This window comes from Sediminibacillus albus, assembly GCF_900101125.1.
Lineage (GTDB): Bacteria > Bacillota > Bacilli > Bacillales > Amphibacillaceae > Sediminibacillus > Sediminibacillus albus.
The window spans coordinates 92,241-108,394 of sequence record NZ_FNFL01000001.1 but is presented as its reverse complement, the minus strand read 5'-3'; the positions used below and the strand labels follow the sequence as shown (position 1 = coordinate 108,394).

Below are 16,154 nucleotides of genomic sequence, written 5' to 3'. Positions count from 1 at the left end.
GTATCGTACGTAAATATAGTAACATTTTACTAGGCAGTCAGCTAGAAAAATGATGGCATTTCTTTTGATTCAATATGTAAAGGAGTTGGCAAAATGGTTAACCAACTCCTTAGGCTCAGATCATTAACGGAGAAAATATTTATTTATTTGAGCAGCAGCATTTTTATCAAAAATGAGCTTGCCGTACTCTTTTAGTTTAAAAGAAGTAACAATACTCGGAGAAGAGAACTCAGACATGATGGCAATAACATGTTCTCTATTCTGGCCATCTACCTCCTGATCGGAGACTTGCATATAATAAAATCCATCCATATAAAACACTGTACCGCCGTTTATTCCGATATCAGTTAAGTGAGAGCAAACCTGGATTATATTTTCAAAATCAGTAAAAGCAAAGATCAACTCCCTGCTTTCATCTAAAGTAACCTTCATTTCTACGTATTCTTCTTCATCGTCTTCATCATCTACCCAATGATTATTTTGAGTCACTATTACGAGCATTCCCTGCGCTTGCATTAGATGTACTTGGACAAGCAGCATGCCTTCTAACTCAATCCCCAATTCATCACTTGCTTCATACATCATATCATGAAACAACTGATGCACTCTTGGCAGGTCGTGCCACAAGTCTTCTTTTGTCAGACCTCTTTCAATCAAATCATCAAAAGTCAAAAAAATCTTAAATTGGTTGGTCGATAGTCGTTCTAAACGCATTCACTTATCCCCCCTTGAATGCCTCATCTAATTATTTAGTATATGAGGAATTTGAATCGATGGTACCTAGACAGTAACACAGAAATCTACGTTGATCAGCTTATAAAACTCACAGGATAGTGACTACATGGCACTCTGCCGTTGTACCCAGCCGAAATGGCAAACTAGTGTAGCCATATCCTTCACTAATTAAGATAGGTTTGCTATTCATCTGCTTTACTCCACCGCGCGTATAAGGACCAAATCCGAAGATTCTAATTTGGCCGCCATGTGTATGACCGCTTAACACTACGTCGATAGCCGATGTAAACACGTCTTCCATTTCTTCAAAGACACTCGGTCGGTGCGATAACAGGATTACGACTTCTCCTGCAGCCTCCCTTACTAGCAAATCCATTATCGGCGAGCTGTTATCAGGGTCATCTACTCCGATCAAACTTACCGCACGGTTATTTTTCAATGTGATATTTACTGTTTCATTTGTCAGTATATGGACATGCTGGTCAACTAACAATTGTAATAATTTATATCTATCGACCTCATAATCGTTATTTCCCCATATAAAAAAAATCGGTGCTTGCATCCTGTGCAGCCTTGCTAAATTGGTGCTGACCTTGCTCCACGGAACTTTGGATTCAGTTAAATCGCCTCCGATGATCACCAGATCCAGCGGCTGTTGAATTTGAGCCAAAGTATGCTCCTTAATAATTCTTTTATGAATATCGGAAATAAAAAACAGATTAATTTGTTCGTTATCCATTGTGTGTTTGCTTATTGAAATTTTATTATATCTTAAATGATCCTGATGAGCTTTGTATACCATAAATACGATAAACAATAAAGCAAGCACAATAAATCCGAAAATATAAGGACCCAAGCCGTTTCTCCTTTACCAATATTATGCAGCTAGAAAATGAAAAAGCTGTTCTTTACCACATCAAGCGTATGTCTATAACGCTTCCCCTAGTAGAAAAACGCTCTATTGGCATATTTATATGCCAATAGAGGTTATTTTTTACTTTAAACTTCTTTTATATCCAAAACGCGGAAACCAGATTTCTCCAATTTTTGTGATAGCTTTTCAATATTATCTGTTTTTTCTACTTTCAAAACAATCCTTCTTGCAAGTTTGTCTGTTTCATCAAATGTAGTAACCGAAATAACATTTGCATGATGTTGTTTAATTATATCAGCTAATCGGGACAGCCTGCCAGAAGATTCTTCTGAAGTAAAAGCAATTCTTATCCCGTGTTTTTTTACGCCAAAAGCACTTTCAAACTGCTCGATCATATCAAACCTAGTGACAATCCCTAAAAACTTTTTATTTTTTTCCACTACAGCTAAAATAGGATATCCTTTAAAGGTGGTCAGCGTTTTTTCAAATACAGCTTCTTCATCTATATACAAATCTCCATGGGAAGAAATATCGCCGACTGTTGTGCCCGTAAGAAATTCCTCTCTTGGCTGACCGCTTTGAAAATATGCTTTATATATATCCTGTCTTGATATCATTCCCATGAATTCCCCAGAATCAACTACAGGCATAGCTTCAATATCATTGCTTTCTAACAGATTTATAGTCGCTTTTAGTGTTTCCTTTTGGGAAGCGATAATACACTTATAGCTTGGTTTCATAATACTTTTTACAAACATTATAATCAGCCTCCTTATTGTAATACATTATATTATTTCTACACTTACTAAGTCATTCCCTGCTTAAGTATTATTTAACATCGGAATGAGACAAACCGGTTAAATCATAGCATAAATTATATTGCAATATGGGAAAGGAGAATAAAATGTTTACCCAGCGCAAATATTATACTCCCTATATCAGTCCCTATGATCCTTGTAAACCAATAGAGATAAAAAGCTATGATACACCGCCTCAGCTTTATATTGGCATGCAGCCTCCAGGCCTTCCTCAATACGCAACAGCCCGAGAGGCACTCTACCGTGGAACTTTATGGCCGCTTTTATATAGTCCATACTCCTCACCGTATGAAAGAGGTGAAGATGATGACTAACGCTTTTCCACCCGAATATTACCAGCTGTTGGAGCAAATACAAGCGGTTGATTTTGTGTTATGCGAGCTTACCCTGTATCTCGACACGCACCCATCGGATAACGAAGCAATTCAACAATTCAATTACCATTCCAAACAAAGCAGACAGTTGAAAAGACAATATGAAGAACAATACGGTCCTTTAATGCAGTATGGCATGAGTTACTCAAGTTATCCTTGGAATTGGAAAGATGCCCCCTGGCCCTGGCAAGTCTAACAAACCTAAAATTTAAGAGGGAACCATATAAATCGTCTCTATTGGATGTAATTCCAGTTTCGAAAGGAAGGGTTCTATGTGGTATTACGAAAAGAAACTTCAATATCCAGTGCGGGTTGGCGAATGTAATCCTCGCTTGGCAAAATTTTTAATCGAACAATACGGGGGCGCCGATGGCGAACTCGCTGCTGCTCTCCGTTATTTAAATCAACGTTATTCCATACCAGATAAAGTCATTGGTCTGTTAACGGATATAGGGACAGAAGAATTTGCTCACTTAGAAATGATTGCCACGATGATATATAAATTAACAAAAGATGCTACTCCGGAACAAATGAAAGATGCCGGGCTGGGAGATCATTATGCCAATCACGATCATGCGTTATTTTATCAAAACGCAGCTGGCGTTCCGTGGACGGCCAGCTACATACAAGCTAAAGGAGACCCAATTGCTGATATATACGAGGATATAGCAGCAGAGGAAAAGGCACGGGCTACCTATCAATGGATTATTAACATGTCAGATGACCCTGAATTGAATGATGGATTAAAATATTTAAGAGAACGAGAGGTAGTGCATTCACAAAGGTTCCGGGAAGCTGCCCAAATTTTAATTGAAGAGAAAGATAAAAAAGTCTTTTTTTAACAAGCCAACTTACGGCCGGGTTTGATTTTTTAAAACTCGGCTTTACTCAATTGCACGCTTCTTAATTTCAACCTCTTCTCCTGCTGGAGGCTGATTGCCTTCAAGTTGTTCCCCTTCCAGCCGTAATAGCTCGTCTCCCCAAAAATGGACAGCCAGCACCAAACCAATAATTAACAAAAATAAAATCAACAAAAAACGAATCAGCGGGATGCTTATTTTCCACTTCATCCCTGTTTTCTTTTGATGGTGCACTTGCTTCCTTGGCGGAAGGTTCAAGACGTTTACTTCCTCTTCAGGATCTGGATGATGTTCTAGCTGATTCTCCAGAGAGAAACTCTTACTTTCTTCTTTGTCCATAGCACTTCTAAGTTGTTGCGCCTGATCCTTTTTGTTTTCTTTCTTCATTGTTCTTCCTCCCCACTTGTTGTCTGCGCTATTAATATTCCCAGTGTAAAATCAATAACAAAATGGGCCGTAATAGTAACTAAAAGATTATTTGTCAATTCAAACATCCATCCCAGCAAAAAGCTTACAAAAATAACGGATAACAATAACAATGGTTTCTTTAAATACCTGAAATGGACAAGGGCAAAAATAGAACTTGCAAAGATAAAACCAAATTCCGTATGTAACACACCTCTGAATAATGTTTCCTCTGCGACAGCTACCACTAAAGCAATCAAAAAGATTTCCGGAACAGAGCAATTTTTAAACAGTTTAGCATTTAAGCCCCCATCGTCAAATGCTGCTGCAGGAAAAATTCGCATTAATAAGAGATCTGTCAGTATAACAGCAATACCTGACCCAATACCGTAGTATATCAGTTCGAATGGCTGCCACTTGATAAGACCAATCAACTGGTTAGCCGAATCAAATAAAAAACCAGCACTTGCCAAGGCAGCCAAAAAAAATAATAACTGGGATAAATATAATTGTTTTTTTAATTGGGGTACGGATATTCGCTTAATTAATTCAGCCTGGCTTAACTTTTTCATCATCGCCTCCTTGCAGCATAAGCTGCTTAAAATCCACCTTCCAATTAAGTGAGCTTTCAAGAGATTGCGACTTTATCGGATGCCAATCTTTAAATGAAAAACCACAAACATCGCAGCAGCTAAAGGCAGGCTCTTTGATTGTATCTTGGAAAGAAGCAAATAAAGCTTGACGCCGGCATTGGTCTTTTTCTGCCCATACGAGTAATTCCGATAACTTCTCCATTTTGTATTTGACCCGATTAGCAGCTAAAGCAAGAATTTCCTCATAAGTGGTTTGCCACTTAGATAGATGATAAGGTAATAGATTATTATCTTTCATAATACCATTTTTTTCGAGGTGATAACTCATAAATCTCCATTGTGTTTCATTAATATTTAAATGTTGGATCAACTGCTCTCCATTTTGTATTTCGTTCTGGTGGTTGTCCAATAATGACTTGAGATATTGGAAGGTTCGGCGAACATCTTCCTTTCCTGGTAATTCTGAGTTTATCAACAACTTCGGCAACAAATCATCATTGGGTGCGGTCAGCACAAGACTGACACTTGACTGTCCATCTCTCCCGGCTCTGCCAACTTCCTGAATAAAAGACTCCACTTGAGTGGGGAGATGAAAATGGATAACCAATCGGATGTTAGGTTTATTTATCCCCATTCCAAAAGCGCTCGTACAACAAATGATATCTAACTGATCCTTCATGAACTGCTGCTGGACTAAAATGCGGTCTGTTTGTTCCATCCCTCCATGGTAAAATGCGATATTACGCTTAGGCAATTTCGCCGCCAATTGATCCACTGCTTTTTCTGTCCAATTCCTGCTCGAAAAGTAAATCATCGTTGGAACAGAATGCTCTTTTAACAAACCAGCTATGTAATTTATTTTTTCTTCAGCATTCGCCAATGTAGTTACCTGAAAGGCAATGTTTTCCCTATCCATTGGATAAATATGTTTATTGATATCATTTCTATTTAGTTGTTTTGCTATATCTTTCTGAACTTCAGGCGTTGCTGTTGCACTCAGAGCCAACACGGCCGGGTCATTCAATGCTTTGATGGTTTCATCGAGCTTTAAATAATCTGGACGGAACTCATGCCCCCACTGGGAAATGCAATGAGCTTCATCGACCACAAACAAAGAAATCTCCAGCTTGGACAATTTTTGCATAAACCTTTCGTTCTGCAGCATTTCAGGTGAAGCATATATTAATTTGTAATCAGCTAAATGTTGAAATGCCCTTTGCTTTCTGGAGAAGCTTAAAAAGCTGTTAAAAGCGATAACATCCTTGAATCCTGAAGCTTGCAGCTCCTTCTCCTGGTCTATCATCAACGAAATCAAAGGCGAGATAACGAGGACACTGCCGTCTACTACTCTTGCGGGCAGCTGGTAACATATCGATTTCCCAGAGCCAGTAGGGAGAATCCCCAGTACATCTTTCCCGGCCAAAACATCTTCGATTATCTCCTTTTGGCCTGGCCTGAAGGAAGAAAAACCATAATACTTTTTTAACGCTTTGTCAATCAAGCTCATTAAATATTCTCCCCCTTTTGCCAGCCAGACTTGTGGATCGCTAATACTAACCGTATTTGCAGGTAACTATATCGGTTGTCTAATGCCTGTTTAATTATCTTTAATTTTCTGGTTTGCAAACGATCAACCGTACGGGCGATTTCTTTTATCGCTTGTTGCGGGACATATCTATCTAATGGAAAATGCGGGTGAGCATAGGCGATTTCTATTAAATGATCGTGAATCGTACTTTCTTTAAGCATTCTTATCCGTCCTATTTGTTCGATGCTTCTCCCGCTGTTCAGCAGCTGGTTCGTTTTCCTGGCGGAATCAGTTAGAAACACTTCCTTTACTATATCTTTCGTAAACAAGGCTAGCGTTGGAGTGGGTTCATTGTCATAAAGAACATAATTCAACAGACGATGAAGAAGCAATAAATAAATTACATTAAAATCCTGTTTTTCGTATCCATATGTTATCGCTAATTGAGCCTTACTAAGGCCGAAACGAGAATATCCGCTTAACCTCTTAACAAAAACGGAAGCTTGTTCATCCGGGAGTTGATGAAGATATATCAAGAGCTCCTGATATAGCCCGTCAAGCAAATTGCGAAGCTGGTGTTTGTTAGCATTGTAAAACCTTTTCATCCATCTTAAGGTATCTGTATTTTCTGTTACAGGGATAAAATTGTGATTCCCGGACTCTAGGTTCGTAGCCGTCTGGATAAATAAGGATAATCTGTCATAAAACAATGAAGCAGCACGGTCATAAGCCAAACCGTTAAAATGGGCTAAATCACTTGATGAGTCGCTGCCGGTTAAAAAGTCTATTCCCCGCCCGGTCAGTTCAGCGTCATCTCCTTCAGGTTTTGCAAATCTCCGGTCGATTACCGATTGTATTAGTTGATCAAATGCTGCCTTTTCCATTCCCTTGCATATCCCAAAATATCCGGTTAGATGATAGATATGAGCATCCTGAAGCGTTTGAGAGGACCTTTTGCCTGTTAATAAATGATAAATTGCAGCAAGGCTCCTCTCTTTATTTATTTTAGATATACAGTCCAAAATGATTAAATCCAACACAATCGAATGCTCCTTCGGCTGATTTCCTGTCAACTTGATATTCTCGGCCAGCATATTTATTTACCTGACAAAATAAAACCTTTGATATGGCAGGATAACAGATTTACAATGGTATAGTAAAAGAATATTAATCGTTTCTTCTCTCCCGTATTCAGTAAAGTTTATCATTTATAAGCACGACAATTAGGAGGATCTCTTGGATGGCAAAGTACACCATCGTTAATCAGGAAACTTGTATCGCTTGCGGTGCATGCGGTGCAGCCGCTCCTGATATATACGACTATGACGACGAAGGAATTGCGCTAACCATAGCGGATAACAATAAAGGAATCACCGAAATACCGAATGTATTGGAGGAAGACATGCTGGATGCGTTAGAAGGCTGTCCTACCAATTCAATAAAAATCGCAGAAAAGCCTTTTAACGGGGATCCGGAAAAATTTGAGTAATTAGTGAAAGAAGACACCTTTACTGGGTGTCTTTATTAGTTATTGCCCTTTTAGATTTAGTCAGTGCTTCTTCCCAATTCTTCCAGTTTCGCCGCGGCTTCTTCATCATCCAATGAACTGTACCACCGGTTATTTTTCGAGTCAATAATCCGGTAATGCTGGCTTATCAAGTTTTGCTGCAAAACATAACCATTGCTCTCTGAGACGTTTTTCCACCAGACCTTGCCGCCCATTGTTTTTTCCTTCGGTTCTTCGACAGTGTTATGAGCAACTGTTTCTATTACTTCCAGTACGTCCCCGCCTAACAGGTGTTGTATAACTTCGCTATTCCTGAACAAAGCACAAACAGTAACTGTAGTAGGCCAATTGGCTTGTGTTCTGCCTTTCTCTATTTGAACAAGCGTCTTTTTTGAAATGCCCAGAATAGATGCCATTTTGTCCTGGGTATAACCCCGTTCCACCCTGATTAATTTTATCTTAACAGATATTTTTTCCATAACTATTGATTTGTTCATTTTCTACCGCCCTGCTGCTTAATTGAAAAATACTTTATGCGTAATCATCTAATTAGAGTATTTTTACTCTTATTTTAACATGTTCTCTGCTTTCTTTCCTTAAAAATTATTGATATAATATGTAATCGTAGTTTAGTACATATGAGTGCACGTCCAAAACTCATAGAAATTGGTTTTGGACCACCTCTATCCCAAGATTATAAGGAGGAAAAAACAATGGCAGATAACAAAAACGTAGAAGTTTTCGTGGAAATACCTACAGGAAATCAAAATAAGTATGAATTTGATAAGGAAAAAGGGGTATTTAAATTAGATAGAGTACTTTTCTCCCCTCAGTTCTATCCAGCTGAATATGGTTACATTGATGAAACGCTTGCATTAGATGGCGATCCATTGGATGCGTTGGTTCTAGTTACTAACCCTACATTTCCCGGCTGTGTGATCGAATCTCGCGTAATCGGATTTTTGAATATGATTGACAGCGGCGAAGAAGACCAGAAATTACTTGCTGTTCCAGTCGAAGACCCTCGTTTTAAAGACGTATACAGCTTGGATGATGTGCCTTCGCATAAACTTGATGAAATTTCTCATTTCTTCAAAACTTATAAAGACTTGCAGAATAAGAAGACCGAAGTTGGTGAATGGGAAGGCGTAGAAGCTGCCAACCAACTAATCGAAGATTGCTTGAAAAGATATAAAGAAGCAAACGAAGGAAAATAACAGTATATGCTGTTCGTTTCCATTGTCCCATCCATATAGAGTAAAGACCAGATTGTAACTGCCGTGAGCATGCAATCTGGTCTTTTTTGTATAAGCAAATATTATGGCAGGACAGGGTTTACCCCATCTGGTACTGGTAAAGGTTTCTCTAAATTATTATAAGGTCCTATTTCCGCTTGATCGACATGAAAGTTCACTTTTTTAAACCCAAAACTTTTGGCCGTCATCAAGATTGCTTCCAGCATATTAACAGCGGTTTGGTTATTGGCAACTGGCCCGGAAATGGAAACGGCAAGTTGATTATCATGTTGATTAACGCTAATTTCGAAATTGGGAGGAATCGATGGCTCCAAGTCATATGCAGGTTCTTCCTGTTTCATTTCTTGAAAAGCCTGCTCAATAGTCTGCTGATCTTCGCCAGGCAGAACTGCCAGCCAGTCTGCAGACCTGCTGCTATCATGATATATTTTGTAAATTTGCTTTCCCGGCGGTTTAAGCTTCAACGTTTCCACATTTTCGCCTATTGGCGCCAGATTTACTCCTGTCTCTCCATTTGATTGCAATATAACCCGATCAATATTAAGCGGCAAAAATAATTGTGAAAGAATTGTTTCAAACTGTTGTGCTGCTGCGTCACCTGAAAAAGCATAATTTACCGGAAATTCAATGGTTACCTCATTCCTTTCGGTATTGATATCAAATAACAGCCCTTCCAGCAAATTTTCCGAAAAACCTAATGCCTTTAAATCAACTATTTGGTCCAAACGATTTAAATATTCTTCCATCGTTTGTTCATCATTCATAATTTCATATGCTAGCGGAACTAAGAATTGATTAGTCTTATCCGGGACCGACAGTTGAAGGATAGTTGTATCTGCGCTCTCCTGATACAAAATCTTCGAGTTAGCTGCTTCCATTCCATTCTGTGGTTCTCTTTCTGCTTTGCCAACCTCCCGATCATCATTATCGGTTATAACAGAATCACCCTCGTCGTTTTGTTCTTTGTTCGGTTCATCGTTTGTTTCACCTTTTGGCTCGCCAGTTGATTCTTCTTGCGGAGCTCCCTTTTCTTCAAGGGTCGCACTTGACTGGCCATTCTCCGCTGATTCGCTGCTCATGATATCAGCAGACTCCTGTTGAGTAGAATTAAAATCGGTACGCATAAAACTCTGCCCGATCACAGCTAAAAGCACCAGAACTGCCAGCATGGCAAAGGAGGGGATCAACCATGATTTAGAGTTCTGTTTCCGTTTGCGTTGCGGAGTTTTCTCGTCCAAGTTGTCAGCAATCTGCTGGTAAATTTCTTCTGGATCTTTTTGATCTTTGATTACAGGCATTTTTTTTAGTAAGCCTTCTATCCTTTTGTCTTCCCATTTATTGCTCAATGAATGGTCCCCTCCTCTCCGTTTGTTCCTTGAAGTAATTGCCTGAGTGCCTTGATTGCTCTATGTTGCGTCGTTTTTACTTTACTGACGCTCCATCCCAGTGTTTCCGCAGTTTCTTGCAAGGAAAAAGACTGAATATATCTTAGGATAATGACACTTTTCTGATCGATAGTACATTTATCGAGACAACGATATACCAGCCTTATTTCCTCGTTCATCTGAGCTACTTCCTCTGGGAGTGAACGATCGTCCTCGAGTTGTTCTCCTTGTTCGCCCCAGTCAAAAAAATCCAAAATTCTTTTTCGTTTATTTGCCTGCTTACGAAAGTGGTCAATAGCTACATGCCGTGCTATAGAAAAAAGCCATGTTTTTTCACTGCTTTCTCCTTTAAATGTATGATAAGATTTTAGTACTTTTATATAAACTTCTTGGACGAGGTCTTCTGCCTGCTCTCTATCCTTGACCATGTATATGAGAAATTGGAATAAGTCCTGGTGGTATTTTTGGTACAGCTCTTGAAAAACGGCCTTCATCCTGGATCCCCCGTTCACTATAATTGTCGAAGCACACTATGTAAAAGTTACAAAGAAAGAAAATTTTATTATGCAGAAATGCTGTGCCCTTCTAAATCCGAATTGCTGTAAAAAAGCAATCGTCTCTATTATACTCCATTCCATCTAATCTTTAAGGATGAATTAAATAAAAATACCAACTATTTACTAGTTGGTATTTTTGCAGGCATTAATTTTTCGCTGTATCTTCTAAAAATCCTGGAAAAAAGCGGAAATAACATAAACATAAAAACTCCATTGCCGACAGCATGATAAGTATCAAACGGTAAGCCTAACAAGTAATATGGCAAGAATTTACCCGCCACTGTATAGGTAGCCAAGGATACTACCAACCCATATAAATAACCCGCCATGACAGCGAACAGAACTAGCAGTACGAGCGGTACAGACCTGAAGTATTTTCCTAGCAAACCGCTTAACAAACCAATCAGTGCCCAGCCAACAATTTGCCAGACTGTCCAAAGCCCCATTCCTAAAAATAAGTTAGATAAGTAGGTAGTCAGCACGGCTAATAAAATTCCTGATAAGGGCCCAAGAAAAAAACCGCTAATCATAATAAGCGTAGTCACCGGCTGTACATTGGGGAGAAATTGAAAGGTAAACCTTCCTACCACAGCAAGAGCAGCAAGAACCGCTATGAGTGTAAGCTTATAGGTATTCAAACCAATCATTCCATAGCTTGTAAATCAAAAGTCACTTCATCTCCTGGCGTCAATTCATACTCATTAGCGCCTACTTCCGCCATTTCTCCATTAATGGTGTACATCCAATACTTGCCTTCATCCTCATTCTGGGACACACCTTCGATGGAAGTAATAAACCCATCAGATTCTTCAATTTCAAAGTTTTCTTTCATTACTTCAAGCAAAATAGCTCCTTCTTCTATTGCTATTTCCTTCTCAGCAATTACTTTTTCGCCCTGATTCTCAGAAATTGTCACCATCACAGATTCCTGATTTTCTGTTTCTCCAGTCTGTTCCGTTTCTGACTGCTCATTATTATTTGGTTCCTGTCCGCCACAGCCAGTTAATAATACCGCAAACAATAACACCGAAAATAAATTAAACAAAAACTTTTTCATTTCGCAACCTCCATTTAGTTTTTTTGAGGCTGTTGAACGATTTTTCAGCCGATATGTAAATGACCAAATAAAAAGCTTATCCCCGTAGAAGATAAGCTTAAGACATACCAGACTTTAGGCTACAGCCCTTTACTGGTTGTCTCAAACGCTCAATCCCCGAAGCTTTGAAACTGAAAACGATGGCAGGTCTACTGGCTTATGCATCTCTCTACTCTGAATCCTTCCCATGTAACAAGCACACAGTGGATCAATTCATTTCGTCCGCACTTACAGTTGCGAGGACAGCTCTGGTTTTGCACCAGATTCCCTTTTCAGCACATTTACGGCTGGAACCACCTGTTGAATAACGGCTTGGTCACTAGCCTTACTGCACCATCGTTTACATATTCAATTTCCAAAAGTTATTCTACCACAGTTCCTCATGTTTAGAAAGATTTATTGTTACATAGGGAACAAGATTTTTCTTCATGAATTATGATATTTCGCTATTTTTCGGAATCCGGAAAATAAATGTAGTTCCCTCGCCAATTTTGCTTTTTGCTGACAACGTCCCTTGATGTGCGTCAACGATATTCTTTGCAATCGCCAAGCCCAATCCGGTTCCTGCCTTTCCATTCTCTCTTTTCCGGGATTTATCTGCTTTATAAAACCTCTCAAAAATAAACGGCAAATCTTCGGCAGGTATCCCTGAACCTGAATCTTTCACAGAGCATGTCATGCCATCCTGCTCTGATGAGAGCTGAACAAAAACTTCTCCGCCCGCAAAAGAATGCTTGATTGCATTATCAATCAAATTAGTCATAACTTGCTCAATCCTATCCGGATCAATCTTCATTGTATCTTCAGGTAAATTAGCATCAAGCGTTAGCTTAATATCCTTTTCCCTTGCCATACCGGCGAATTTTTTGACAATCCGATCTGCAAAAGGATTCATTCGCACTGTTTCTAGATTCAACTGGATGTTCCCGGATTCCATTCTTGCTAAATCGAGTAATTCATTAACTAACCTTCCTATCCGCAGCGATTCTTCATGAATGATTTGGGCTAACTCATTCTTCTCTGTCTTACTTTCAGCGATATCATCGACAATTGCCTCACTATATCCCTGCAGCAGGGATATAGGTGTCCGAAGTTCATGAGAAACATTAGCAATGAAGTCTTTCCTCAGCTTGTCCAAACGACGTTCATCCGTCATATCGCGAAACACAGCAACTGCTCCGCGGACATATGCCTGGTCATACAGTGGAGTCATAATCATTACCCAGTTTCTGCCCTGAATCTGAATCTCTCTCATTACTTCTTTTTCAGTCTTAACTACTTCTTCTAATGTTTCCATTAATTCTGTTGGCAATGGAATGTCTTTTTCCAGTTGTGAATCATTCTCATAATGCCAATCTTCCAGAAACTTTTCTGCAGGGGGATTAGAGACAATAATATTCCCTTTTCGATTCAACGTTATGACTCCGTCTGCCATTGAGCTTAAAATGCTGGATACTTGTTCCTTTTCCTGGCGCAATGCATTGATATGGAACTTTAACTGTCTCCCCATTCGGTTGAAGGCCATTGCTAACTCGCCTATCTCATCATGAGTAAGGATAGGAACTTTCGTGTTAAACTCCCCTTTAGCCAGTTCGATGGCCCCTTCTCTCATCTTGATTAATGGCGATGTTATCCGTGAAGAAAGGAAAAAGGCAAAAATAGTCGTCAAAATTAATGCCACACCGGCTGCAAGCCAGATTATTTTCGTCGTCTGCCTCGATGTTTCATGTAATACACTTAGAGACTGGTAAACAAAAACGGCTCCATTTTGATCAGGTATAGGAATCCCTACAATAATAACCTGGCTGTCACTATGGGGGAGGTATACTTGTTTACTGACTTCCTCCTGGTTTTGCTGGATAGAAGTGAATCCCCCTTCGCTTTGCAGCCAGTCATAAGAAACCGCAGGCAGCTGATTGTCATTACTGTTGGAAATCCAATAATCGTCTTCACCAAAAATAATCGCTATTCGGCTTGATGGATCCTTGACTCGTTCTGACGTCTCAAAAATCAAGCCCCTGTCATCATATTGCTTAACCATGACAGAGACCTTTGTTGCAGTTTGCATTAAGTTTTTTTCCGCTTCCTGAGCATGGTAATTTTGAAAAAACTCTAAAAGCAAAATCGTTAAAATCAGTAAAACAAACGAGACTAGCAGCAAGATCGTAAACCAAAGCTTACCAACTACACTTCTCCAAAACATCAGTTTCCTTTAACCTCAAACTTGTAGCCCACTCCCCAAACAGTTACAATCATTTTTGCAGCTTCACTGGAAATTTTATTGAGTTTCTCCCTTAACCGTTTCACATGTGTATCTACTGTCCGTAAATCACCGAAAAACTCATACTTCCACACTTCCTTAAGTAACTGTTCCCGATCGAACACTTTGTCGGGAGAGCTTGCCAAAAAATAAAGCAGTTCGTACTCTTTTGGTGTTAAACTCACTTCCATTTCATCAGCCATAACTCTGTGCGCATCATTATCGATCAATAAATGAGGGAATTCAATCAAATCTCTTGTCGTATGGTCAGCTGCCGAAAAGGATTTTGCAGATGAACGCCTTAACAATGCCTTGACACGCAATACGACCTCACGAGGGCTGAATGGCTTAACAATATAGTCATCGGTACCAACTTCGAACCCCTGGACCCGGTTTGTTTCTTCTCCTTTTGCAGTCAACATGATTACAGGGGTATCTTTTTTCTCGCGGATGCCCTTACACACTTCAATGCCATCTTTTCCGGGAAGCATAATATCAAGCAGTATCAGGTCAAAATCCTGCTCTAATGCCAACAGCAGACCAGTCTCTCCATCCTCGGCTTCTTCCACTTCATAATTTTCCCGTTCCAAATACATACGGATCAGCCGCCTGATTCTCTCTTCATCCTCGACGACTAATATTTTTTCATTATTGGCCATTATCTCAGCCCCTTCATTTCTATGTTATCAAGCAAAGAATATTGGTTGATTAGGCGTAAGAATGGAGACCAGCAATAATCAGGTTTACTGCAATTAGGTTAAACATGATTATTGCAAAACCGCCTACCGCCAACCATGCCGATTTTTCTCCATGCCATCCTCGTGATAAACGTAAATGTAAAAAGGCTGCATAGAAAAACCACGTGATTAGTGCCCATACTTCTTTGGGGTCCCAGCCCCAAAAACGGTCCCATGCCTGTTGTGCCCAAATCATCGCAAAAATTAATGCACCTAACGTAAATACAGGGAAGCCAATCGCAACCGCACGATAGGATATTTCATCTACCAAATCAGCGTTTGTTTTTCTCAACAAAGGTTGAATAGCAGCTGCAATCCGTTTCCTTAGTATCAATCTGGCAAGTAAATACAACACTGCCCCTGTAACAATCGACCATAATAGTGTGTTGAATTTTCGTGCTGCATTCTCACCTTGCATCCATCCCGGAGCTTCAAACCACGGCTGCATGGCATCGCCTGTAAGCAGCTCTCCTCCATTGGGGCCGGCTAAAGCTGGCAATTGATACTCTGCTGTAATTTCCTGGCCTTCTACAGGGAACTGAAACTCAGCACTATAGTTAAGACCGCTGAATATGGAAGAAACAACTACAAAACCAAGTGTAGAGACAATAGAAAATAACACAATTTCCAACCAGGTTGTACGCTTGCTCCTCTTCGTCTGATCAACCTTTTTTATAAGATAAATCAATCCTGCTGCAAAGCTGACAGCCAATATCGCTTCCCCTGTTGCGGCTGTTGTAACGTGTATATACAACCAATGACTTTTAAGCGACGGTATCAATGGCGATATTTCCCTCGGGAACATGCTCGCATAAGCAATAATCAATAATGCTACCGGCAAGGTGAATACTCCCAGCAAATTCAAGCGGTATATAAAGTAGATAATAATAAACGCAAAAACAAGCATCATTCCAAAAAACGTAGTAAATTCAAATAGATTACTGACAGGTGCATGACTGCTTGCTATCCACCTTGTAATGAAATAGCCAATTTGAGTCAAAAAGCCAATGATTGTAATCGTGATTGCCACCTTACCTAACTTACTGTCCCCGCTATCTGTACGCTTATCACGAATGGTTCCAGCGAACACAAATGTAGCAATCAAGTACAGGATAAATGCCAGATAAAGCAAATTACTGCTTATTGTGGTTAAATCTCCCATGATTATC

At 39.6% G+C, this 16,154-nt stretch carries 20 protein-coding genes and 1 riboswitch; of the genes, 5 read left to right on the top strand and 15 right to left on the bottom strand.

What is annotated here, in order from left to right:
* Window positions 1-123 precede the first annotated feature (123 nt).
* From BLR93_RS00595 to BLR93_RS00585, 3 genes are all read right to left on the bottom strand, one after another.
* Window positions 124-714, bottom strand: a complete 591-nt coding sequence (locus BLR93_RS00595; protein ID WP_093210339.1) for a genetic competence negative regulator — start codon at window positions 712-714, stop codon at window positions 124-126.
* Window positions 715-823: 109 nt separating this feature from the next.
* Window positions 824-1,591, bottom strand: a complete 768-nt coding sequence (locus tag BLR93_RS00590; RefSeq protein WP_093210338.1) for a metallophosphoesterase — start codon at window positions 1,589-1,591, stop codon at window positions 824-826.
* A 143-nt stretch (window positions 1,592-1,734) separates the two neighbouring features.
* Window positions 1,735-2,367 (bottom strand): CBS domain-containing protein, encoded by a 633-nt coding sequence (locus tag BLR93_RS00585; RefSeq protein ID WP_093210337.1) that lies wholly within the window; start codon window positions 2,365-2,367, stop codon window positions 1,735-1,737.
* Window positions 2,368-2,513: 146 nt separating this feature from the next.
* Between BLR93_RS00585 and BLR93_RS00580 the strand changes: the two genes are divergently transcribed.
* The 3 genes from BLR93_RS00580 (at window position 2,514) to BLR93_RS00570 (ending at window position 3,643) form a co-directional block, all read left to right on the top strand.
* Window positions 2,514-2,741 carry a spore coat associated protein CotJA gene (locus BLR93_RS00580; protein WP_093210336.1) on the top strand — a complete coding sequence of 76 codons (228 nt, stop codon included), beginning with the start codon at window positions 2,514-2,516 and terminating at the stop codon, window positions 2,739-2,741.
* Window positions 2,734-2,997 (top strand): spore coat protein CotJB, encoded by a 264-nt coding sequence (locus BLR93_RS00575; RefSeq protein WP_245690025.1) that lies wholly within the window; start codon window positions 2,734-2,736, stop codon window positions 2,995-2,997. The genes BLR93_RS00580 and BLR93_RS00575 overlap by 8 nt, the downstream gene beginning before the upstream one ends.
* A gap of 76 nt (window positions 2,998-3,073) precedes the next feature.
* A complete protein-coding gene (locus tag BLR93_RS00570; RefSeq protein WP_093210334.1) occupies window positions 3,074-3,643 on the top strand; it encodes a manganese catalase family protein in 570 nt (189 codons plus the stop codon).
* Between the two features lie 42 nt (window positions 3,644-3,685).
* Here the strand turns inward: BLR93_RS00570 and BLR93_RS00565 are convergent, their stop codons facing one another.
* From BLR93_RS00565 to BLR93_RS00550, 4 genes are read right to left on the bottom strand one after another with little or no spacing between them, the layout of a single operon-like run.
* The gene (locus BLR93_RS00565; RefSeq protein ID WP_093210333.1) at window positions 3,686-4,048 is read right to left on the bottom strand and encodes a hypothetical protein; all 363 of its coding nucleotides are present in this window, start codon (window positions 4,046-4,048) and stop codon (window positions 3,686-3,688) included.
* On the bottom strand, window positions 4,045-4,638 hold the full coding sequence (locus tag BLR93_RS00560) for a CPBP family intramembrane glutamic endopeptidase (protein ID WP_093210332.1): 594 nt from the start codon (window positions 4,636-4,638) through the stop codon (window positions 4,045-4,047). Before BLR93_RS00560 ends, BLR93_RS00565 begins: the two co-directional genes overlap by 4 nt.
* A complete protein-coding gene (locus tag BLR93_RS00555) occupies window positions 4,616-6,166 on the bottom strand; it encodes a RecQ family ATP-dependent DNA helicase (RefSeq protein WP_093210331.1) in 1,551 nt (516 codons plus the stop codon). Before BLR93_RS00555 ends, BLR93_RS00560 begins: the two co-directional genes overlap by 23 nt.
* Entirely contained in the window at window positions 6,166-7,281 is a 1,116-nt protein-coding gene (locus tag BLR93_RS00550) for a YpbB family protein (RefSeq protein WP_093210330.1), read from the bottom strand. The genes BLR93_RS00555 and BLR93_RS00550 overlap by 1 nt, the downstream gene beginning before the upstream one ends.
* Before the next feature lie 146 nt (window positions 7,282-7,427).
* Between BLR93_RS00550 and BLR93_RS00545 the strand changes: the two genes are divergently transcribed.
* Entirely contained in the window at window positions 7,428-7,676 is a 249-nt protein-coding gene (locus BLR93_RS00545) for a ferredoxin (protein WP_093210329.1), read from the top strand.
* A 56-nt stretch (window positions 7,677-7,732) separates the two neighbouring features.
* Here BLR93_RS00545 and BLR93_RS00540 read toward each other — a convergent pair whose 3' ends face one another.
* A complete protein-coding gene (locus BLR93_RS00540; protein ID WP_093210328.1) occupies window positions 7,733-8,191 on the bottom strand; it encodes a helix-turn-helix transcriptional regulator in 459 nt (152 codons plus the stop codon).
* Window positions 8,192-8,407: 216 nt separating this feature from the next.
* Between BLR93_RS00540 and BLR93_RS00535 the strand changes: the two genes are divergently transcribed.
* Window positions 8,408-8,911: an inorganic diphosphatase gene (locus tag BLR93_RS00535; RefSeq protein WP_093210327.1), complete on the top strand. Its 504-nt coding sequence runs from the start codon at window positions 8,408-8,410 to the stop codon at window positions 8,909-8,911.
* 101 nt (window positions 8,912-9,012) lie between these two features.
* Here BLR93_RS00535 and BLR93_RS00530 read toward each other — a convergent pair whose 3' ends face one another.
* The 7 genes from BLR93_RS00530 to ccsB form a co-directional block, all read right to left on the bottom strand.
* On the bottom strand, window positions 9,013-10,296 hold the full coding sequence (locus tag BLR93_RS00530; protein ID WP_093210326.1) for a GerMN domain-containing protein: 1,284 nt from the start codon (window positions 10,294-10,296) through the stop codon (window positions 9,013-9,015).
* Complete coding sequence (gene sigX / locus BLR93_RS00525) at window positions 10,293-10,829, bottom strand: RNA polymerase sigma factor SigX (protein WP_093210325.1); 537 nt, start codon at window positions 10,827-10,829, stop codon at window positions 10,293-10,295. The genes BLR93_RS00530 and sigX overlap by 4 nt, the downstream gene beginning before the upstream one ends.
* 179 nt (window positions 10,830-11,008) lie before the next feature.
* Entirely contained in the window at window positions 11,009-11,539 is a 531-nt protein-coding gene (locus BLR93_RS00520) for an ECF transporter S component (protein ID WP_342720194.1), read from the bottom strand.
* Window positions 11,536-11,949 carry a DUF4430 domain-containing protein gene (locus tag BLR93_RS00515; RefSeq protein ID WP_093210324.1) on the bottom strand — a complete coding sequence of 138 codons (414 nt, stop codon included), beginning with the start codon at window positions 11,947-11,949 and terminating at the stop codon, window positions 11,536-11,538. The genes BLR93_RS00520 and BLR93_RS00515 overlap by 4 nt, the downstream gene beginning before the upstream one ends.
* A gap of 164 nt (window positions 11,950-12,113) precedes the next feature.
* A riboswitch (cobalamin riboswitch) is annotated at window positions 12,114-12,301 on the bottom strand.
* 120 nt (window positions 12,302-12,421) lie between these two features.
* The gene (locus BLR93_RS00510) at window positions 12,422-14,191 is read right to left on the bottom strand and encodes an ATP-binding protein (RefSeq protein WP_093210323.1); all 1,770 of its coding nucleotides are present in this window, start codon (window positions 14,189-14,191) and stop codon (window positions 12,422-12,424) included.
* Window positions 14,191-14,907 (bottom strand): response regulator transcription factor, encoded by a 717-nt coding sequence (locus tag BLR93_RS00505; RefSeq protein ID WP_093210322.1) that lies wholly within the window; start codon window positions 14,905-14,907, stop codon window positions 14,191-14,193. The genes BLR93_RS00510 and BLR93_RS00505 overlap by 1 nt, the downstream gene beginning before the upstream one ends.
* Window positions 14,908-14,956: 49 nt before the next feature.
* Window positions 14,957-16,147 carry a c-type cytochrome biogenesis protein CcsB gene (ccsB, locus tag BLR93_RS00500; protein ID WP_093210321.1) on the bottom strand — a complete coding sequence of 397 codons (1,191 nt, stop codon included), beginning with the start codon at window positions 16,145-16,147 and terminating at the stop codon, window positions 14,957-14,959.
* Between the last annotated feature and the right edge of the window lie 7 nt (window positions 16,148-16,154).

Coding starts and splice junctions, on each gene's coding strand:
- BLR93_RS00550 (WP_093210330.1), bottom strand. CDS start 7,281: ATGCTGGCCGAGAATATCAAGTTGACAGGAAATCAGCCGAAGGAGCAT.
- BLR93_RS00505 (WP_093210322.1), bottom strand. CDS start 14,907: ATGGCCAATAATGAAAAAATATTAGTCGTCGAGGATGAAGAGAGAATC.
- BLR93_RS00565 (WP_093210333.1), bottom strand. CDS start 4,048: ATGAAGAAAGAAAACAAAAAGGATCAGGCGCAACAACTTAGAAGTGCT.
- sigX (WP_093210325.1), bottom strand. CDS start 10,829: ATGAAGGCCGTTTTTCAAGAGCTGTACCAAAAATACCACCAGGACTTA.
- BLR93_RS00535 (WP_093210327.1), top strand. CDS start 8,408: ATGGCAGATAACAAAAACGTAGAAGTTTTCGTGGAAATACCTACAGGA.
- ccsB (WP_093210321.1), bottom strand. CDS start 16,147: ATGGGAGATTTAACCACAATAAGCAGTAATTTGCTTTATCTGGCATTT.
- BLR93_RS00515 (WP_093210324.1), bottom strand. CDS start 11,949: ATGAAAAAGTTTTTGTTTAATTTATTTTCGGTGTTATTGTTTGCGGTA.
- BLR93_RS00580 (WP_093210336.1), top strand. CDS start 2,514: ATGTTTACCCAGCGCAAATATTATACTCCCTATATCAGTCCCTATGAT.
- BLR93_RS00585 (WP_093210337.1), bottom strand. CDS start 2,367: ATGTTTGTAAAAAGTATTATGAAACCAAGCTATAAGTGTATTATCGCT.
- BLR93_RS00555 (WP_093210331.1), bottom strand. CDS start 6,166: ATGAGCTTGATTGACAAAGCGTTAAAAAAGTATTATGGTTTTTCTTCC.
- BLR93_RS00560 (WP_093210332.1), bottom strand. CDS start 4,638: ATGAAAAAGTTAAGCCAGGCTGAATTAATTAAGCGAATATCCGTACCC.
- BLR93_RS00595 (WP_093210339.1), bottom strand. CDS start 714: ATGCGTTTAGAACGACTATCGACCAACCAATTTAAGATTTTTTTGACT.
- BLR93_RS00510 (WP_093210323.1), bottom strand. CDS start 14,191: ATGTTTTGGAGAAGTGTAGTTGGTAAGCTTTGGTTTACGATCTTGCTG.
- BLR93_RS00545 (WP_093210329.1), top strand. CDS start 7,428: ATGGCAAAGTACACCATCGTTAATCAGGAAACTTGTATCGCTTGCGGT.
- BLR93_RS00520 (WP_342720194.1), bottom strand. CDS start 11,539: ATGATTGGTTTGAATACCTATAAGCTTACACTCATAGCGGTTCTTGCT.
- BLR93_RS00540 (WP_093210328.1), bottom strand. CDS start 8,191: ATGAACAAATCAATAGTTATGGAAAAAATATCTGTTAAGATAAAATTA.
- BLR93_RS00575 (WP_245690025.1), top strand. CDS start 2,734: ATGACTAACGCTTTTCCACCCGAATATTACCAGCTGTTGGAGCAAATA.
- BLR93_RS00570 (WP_093210334.1), top strand. CDS start 3,074: ATGTGGTATTACGAAAAGAAACTTCAATATCCAGTGCGGGTTGGCGAA.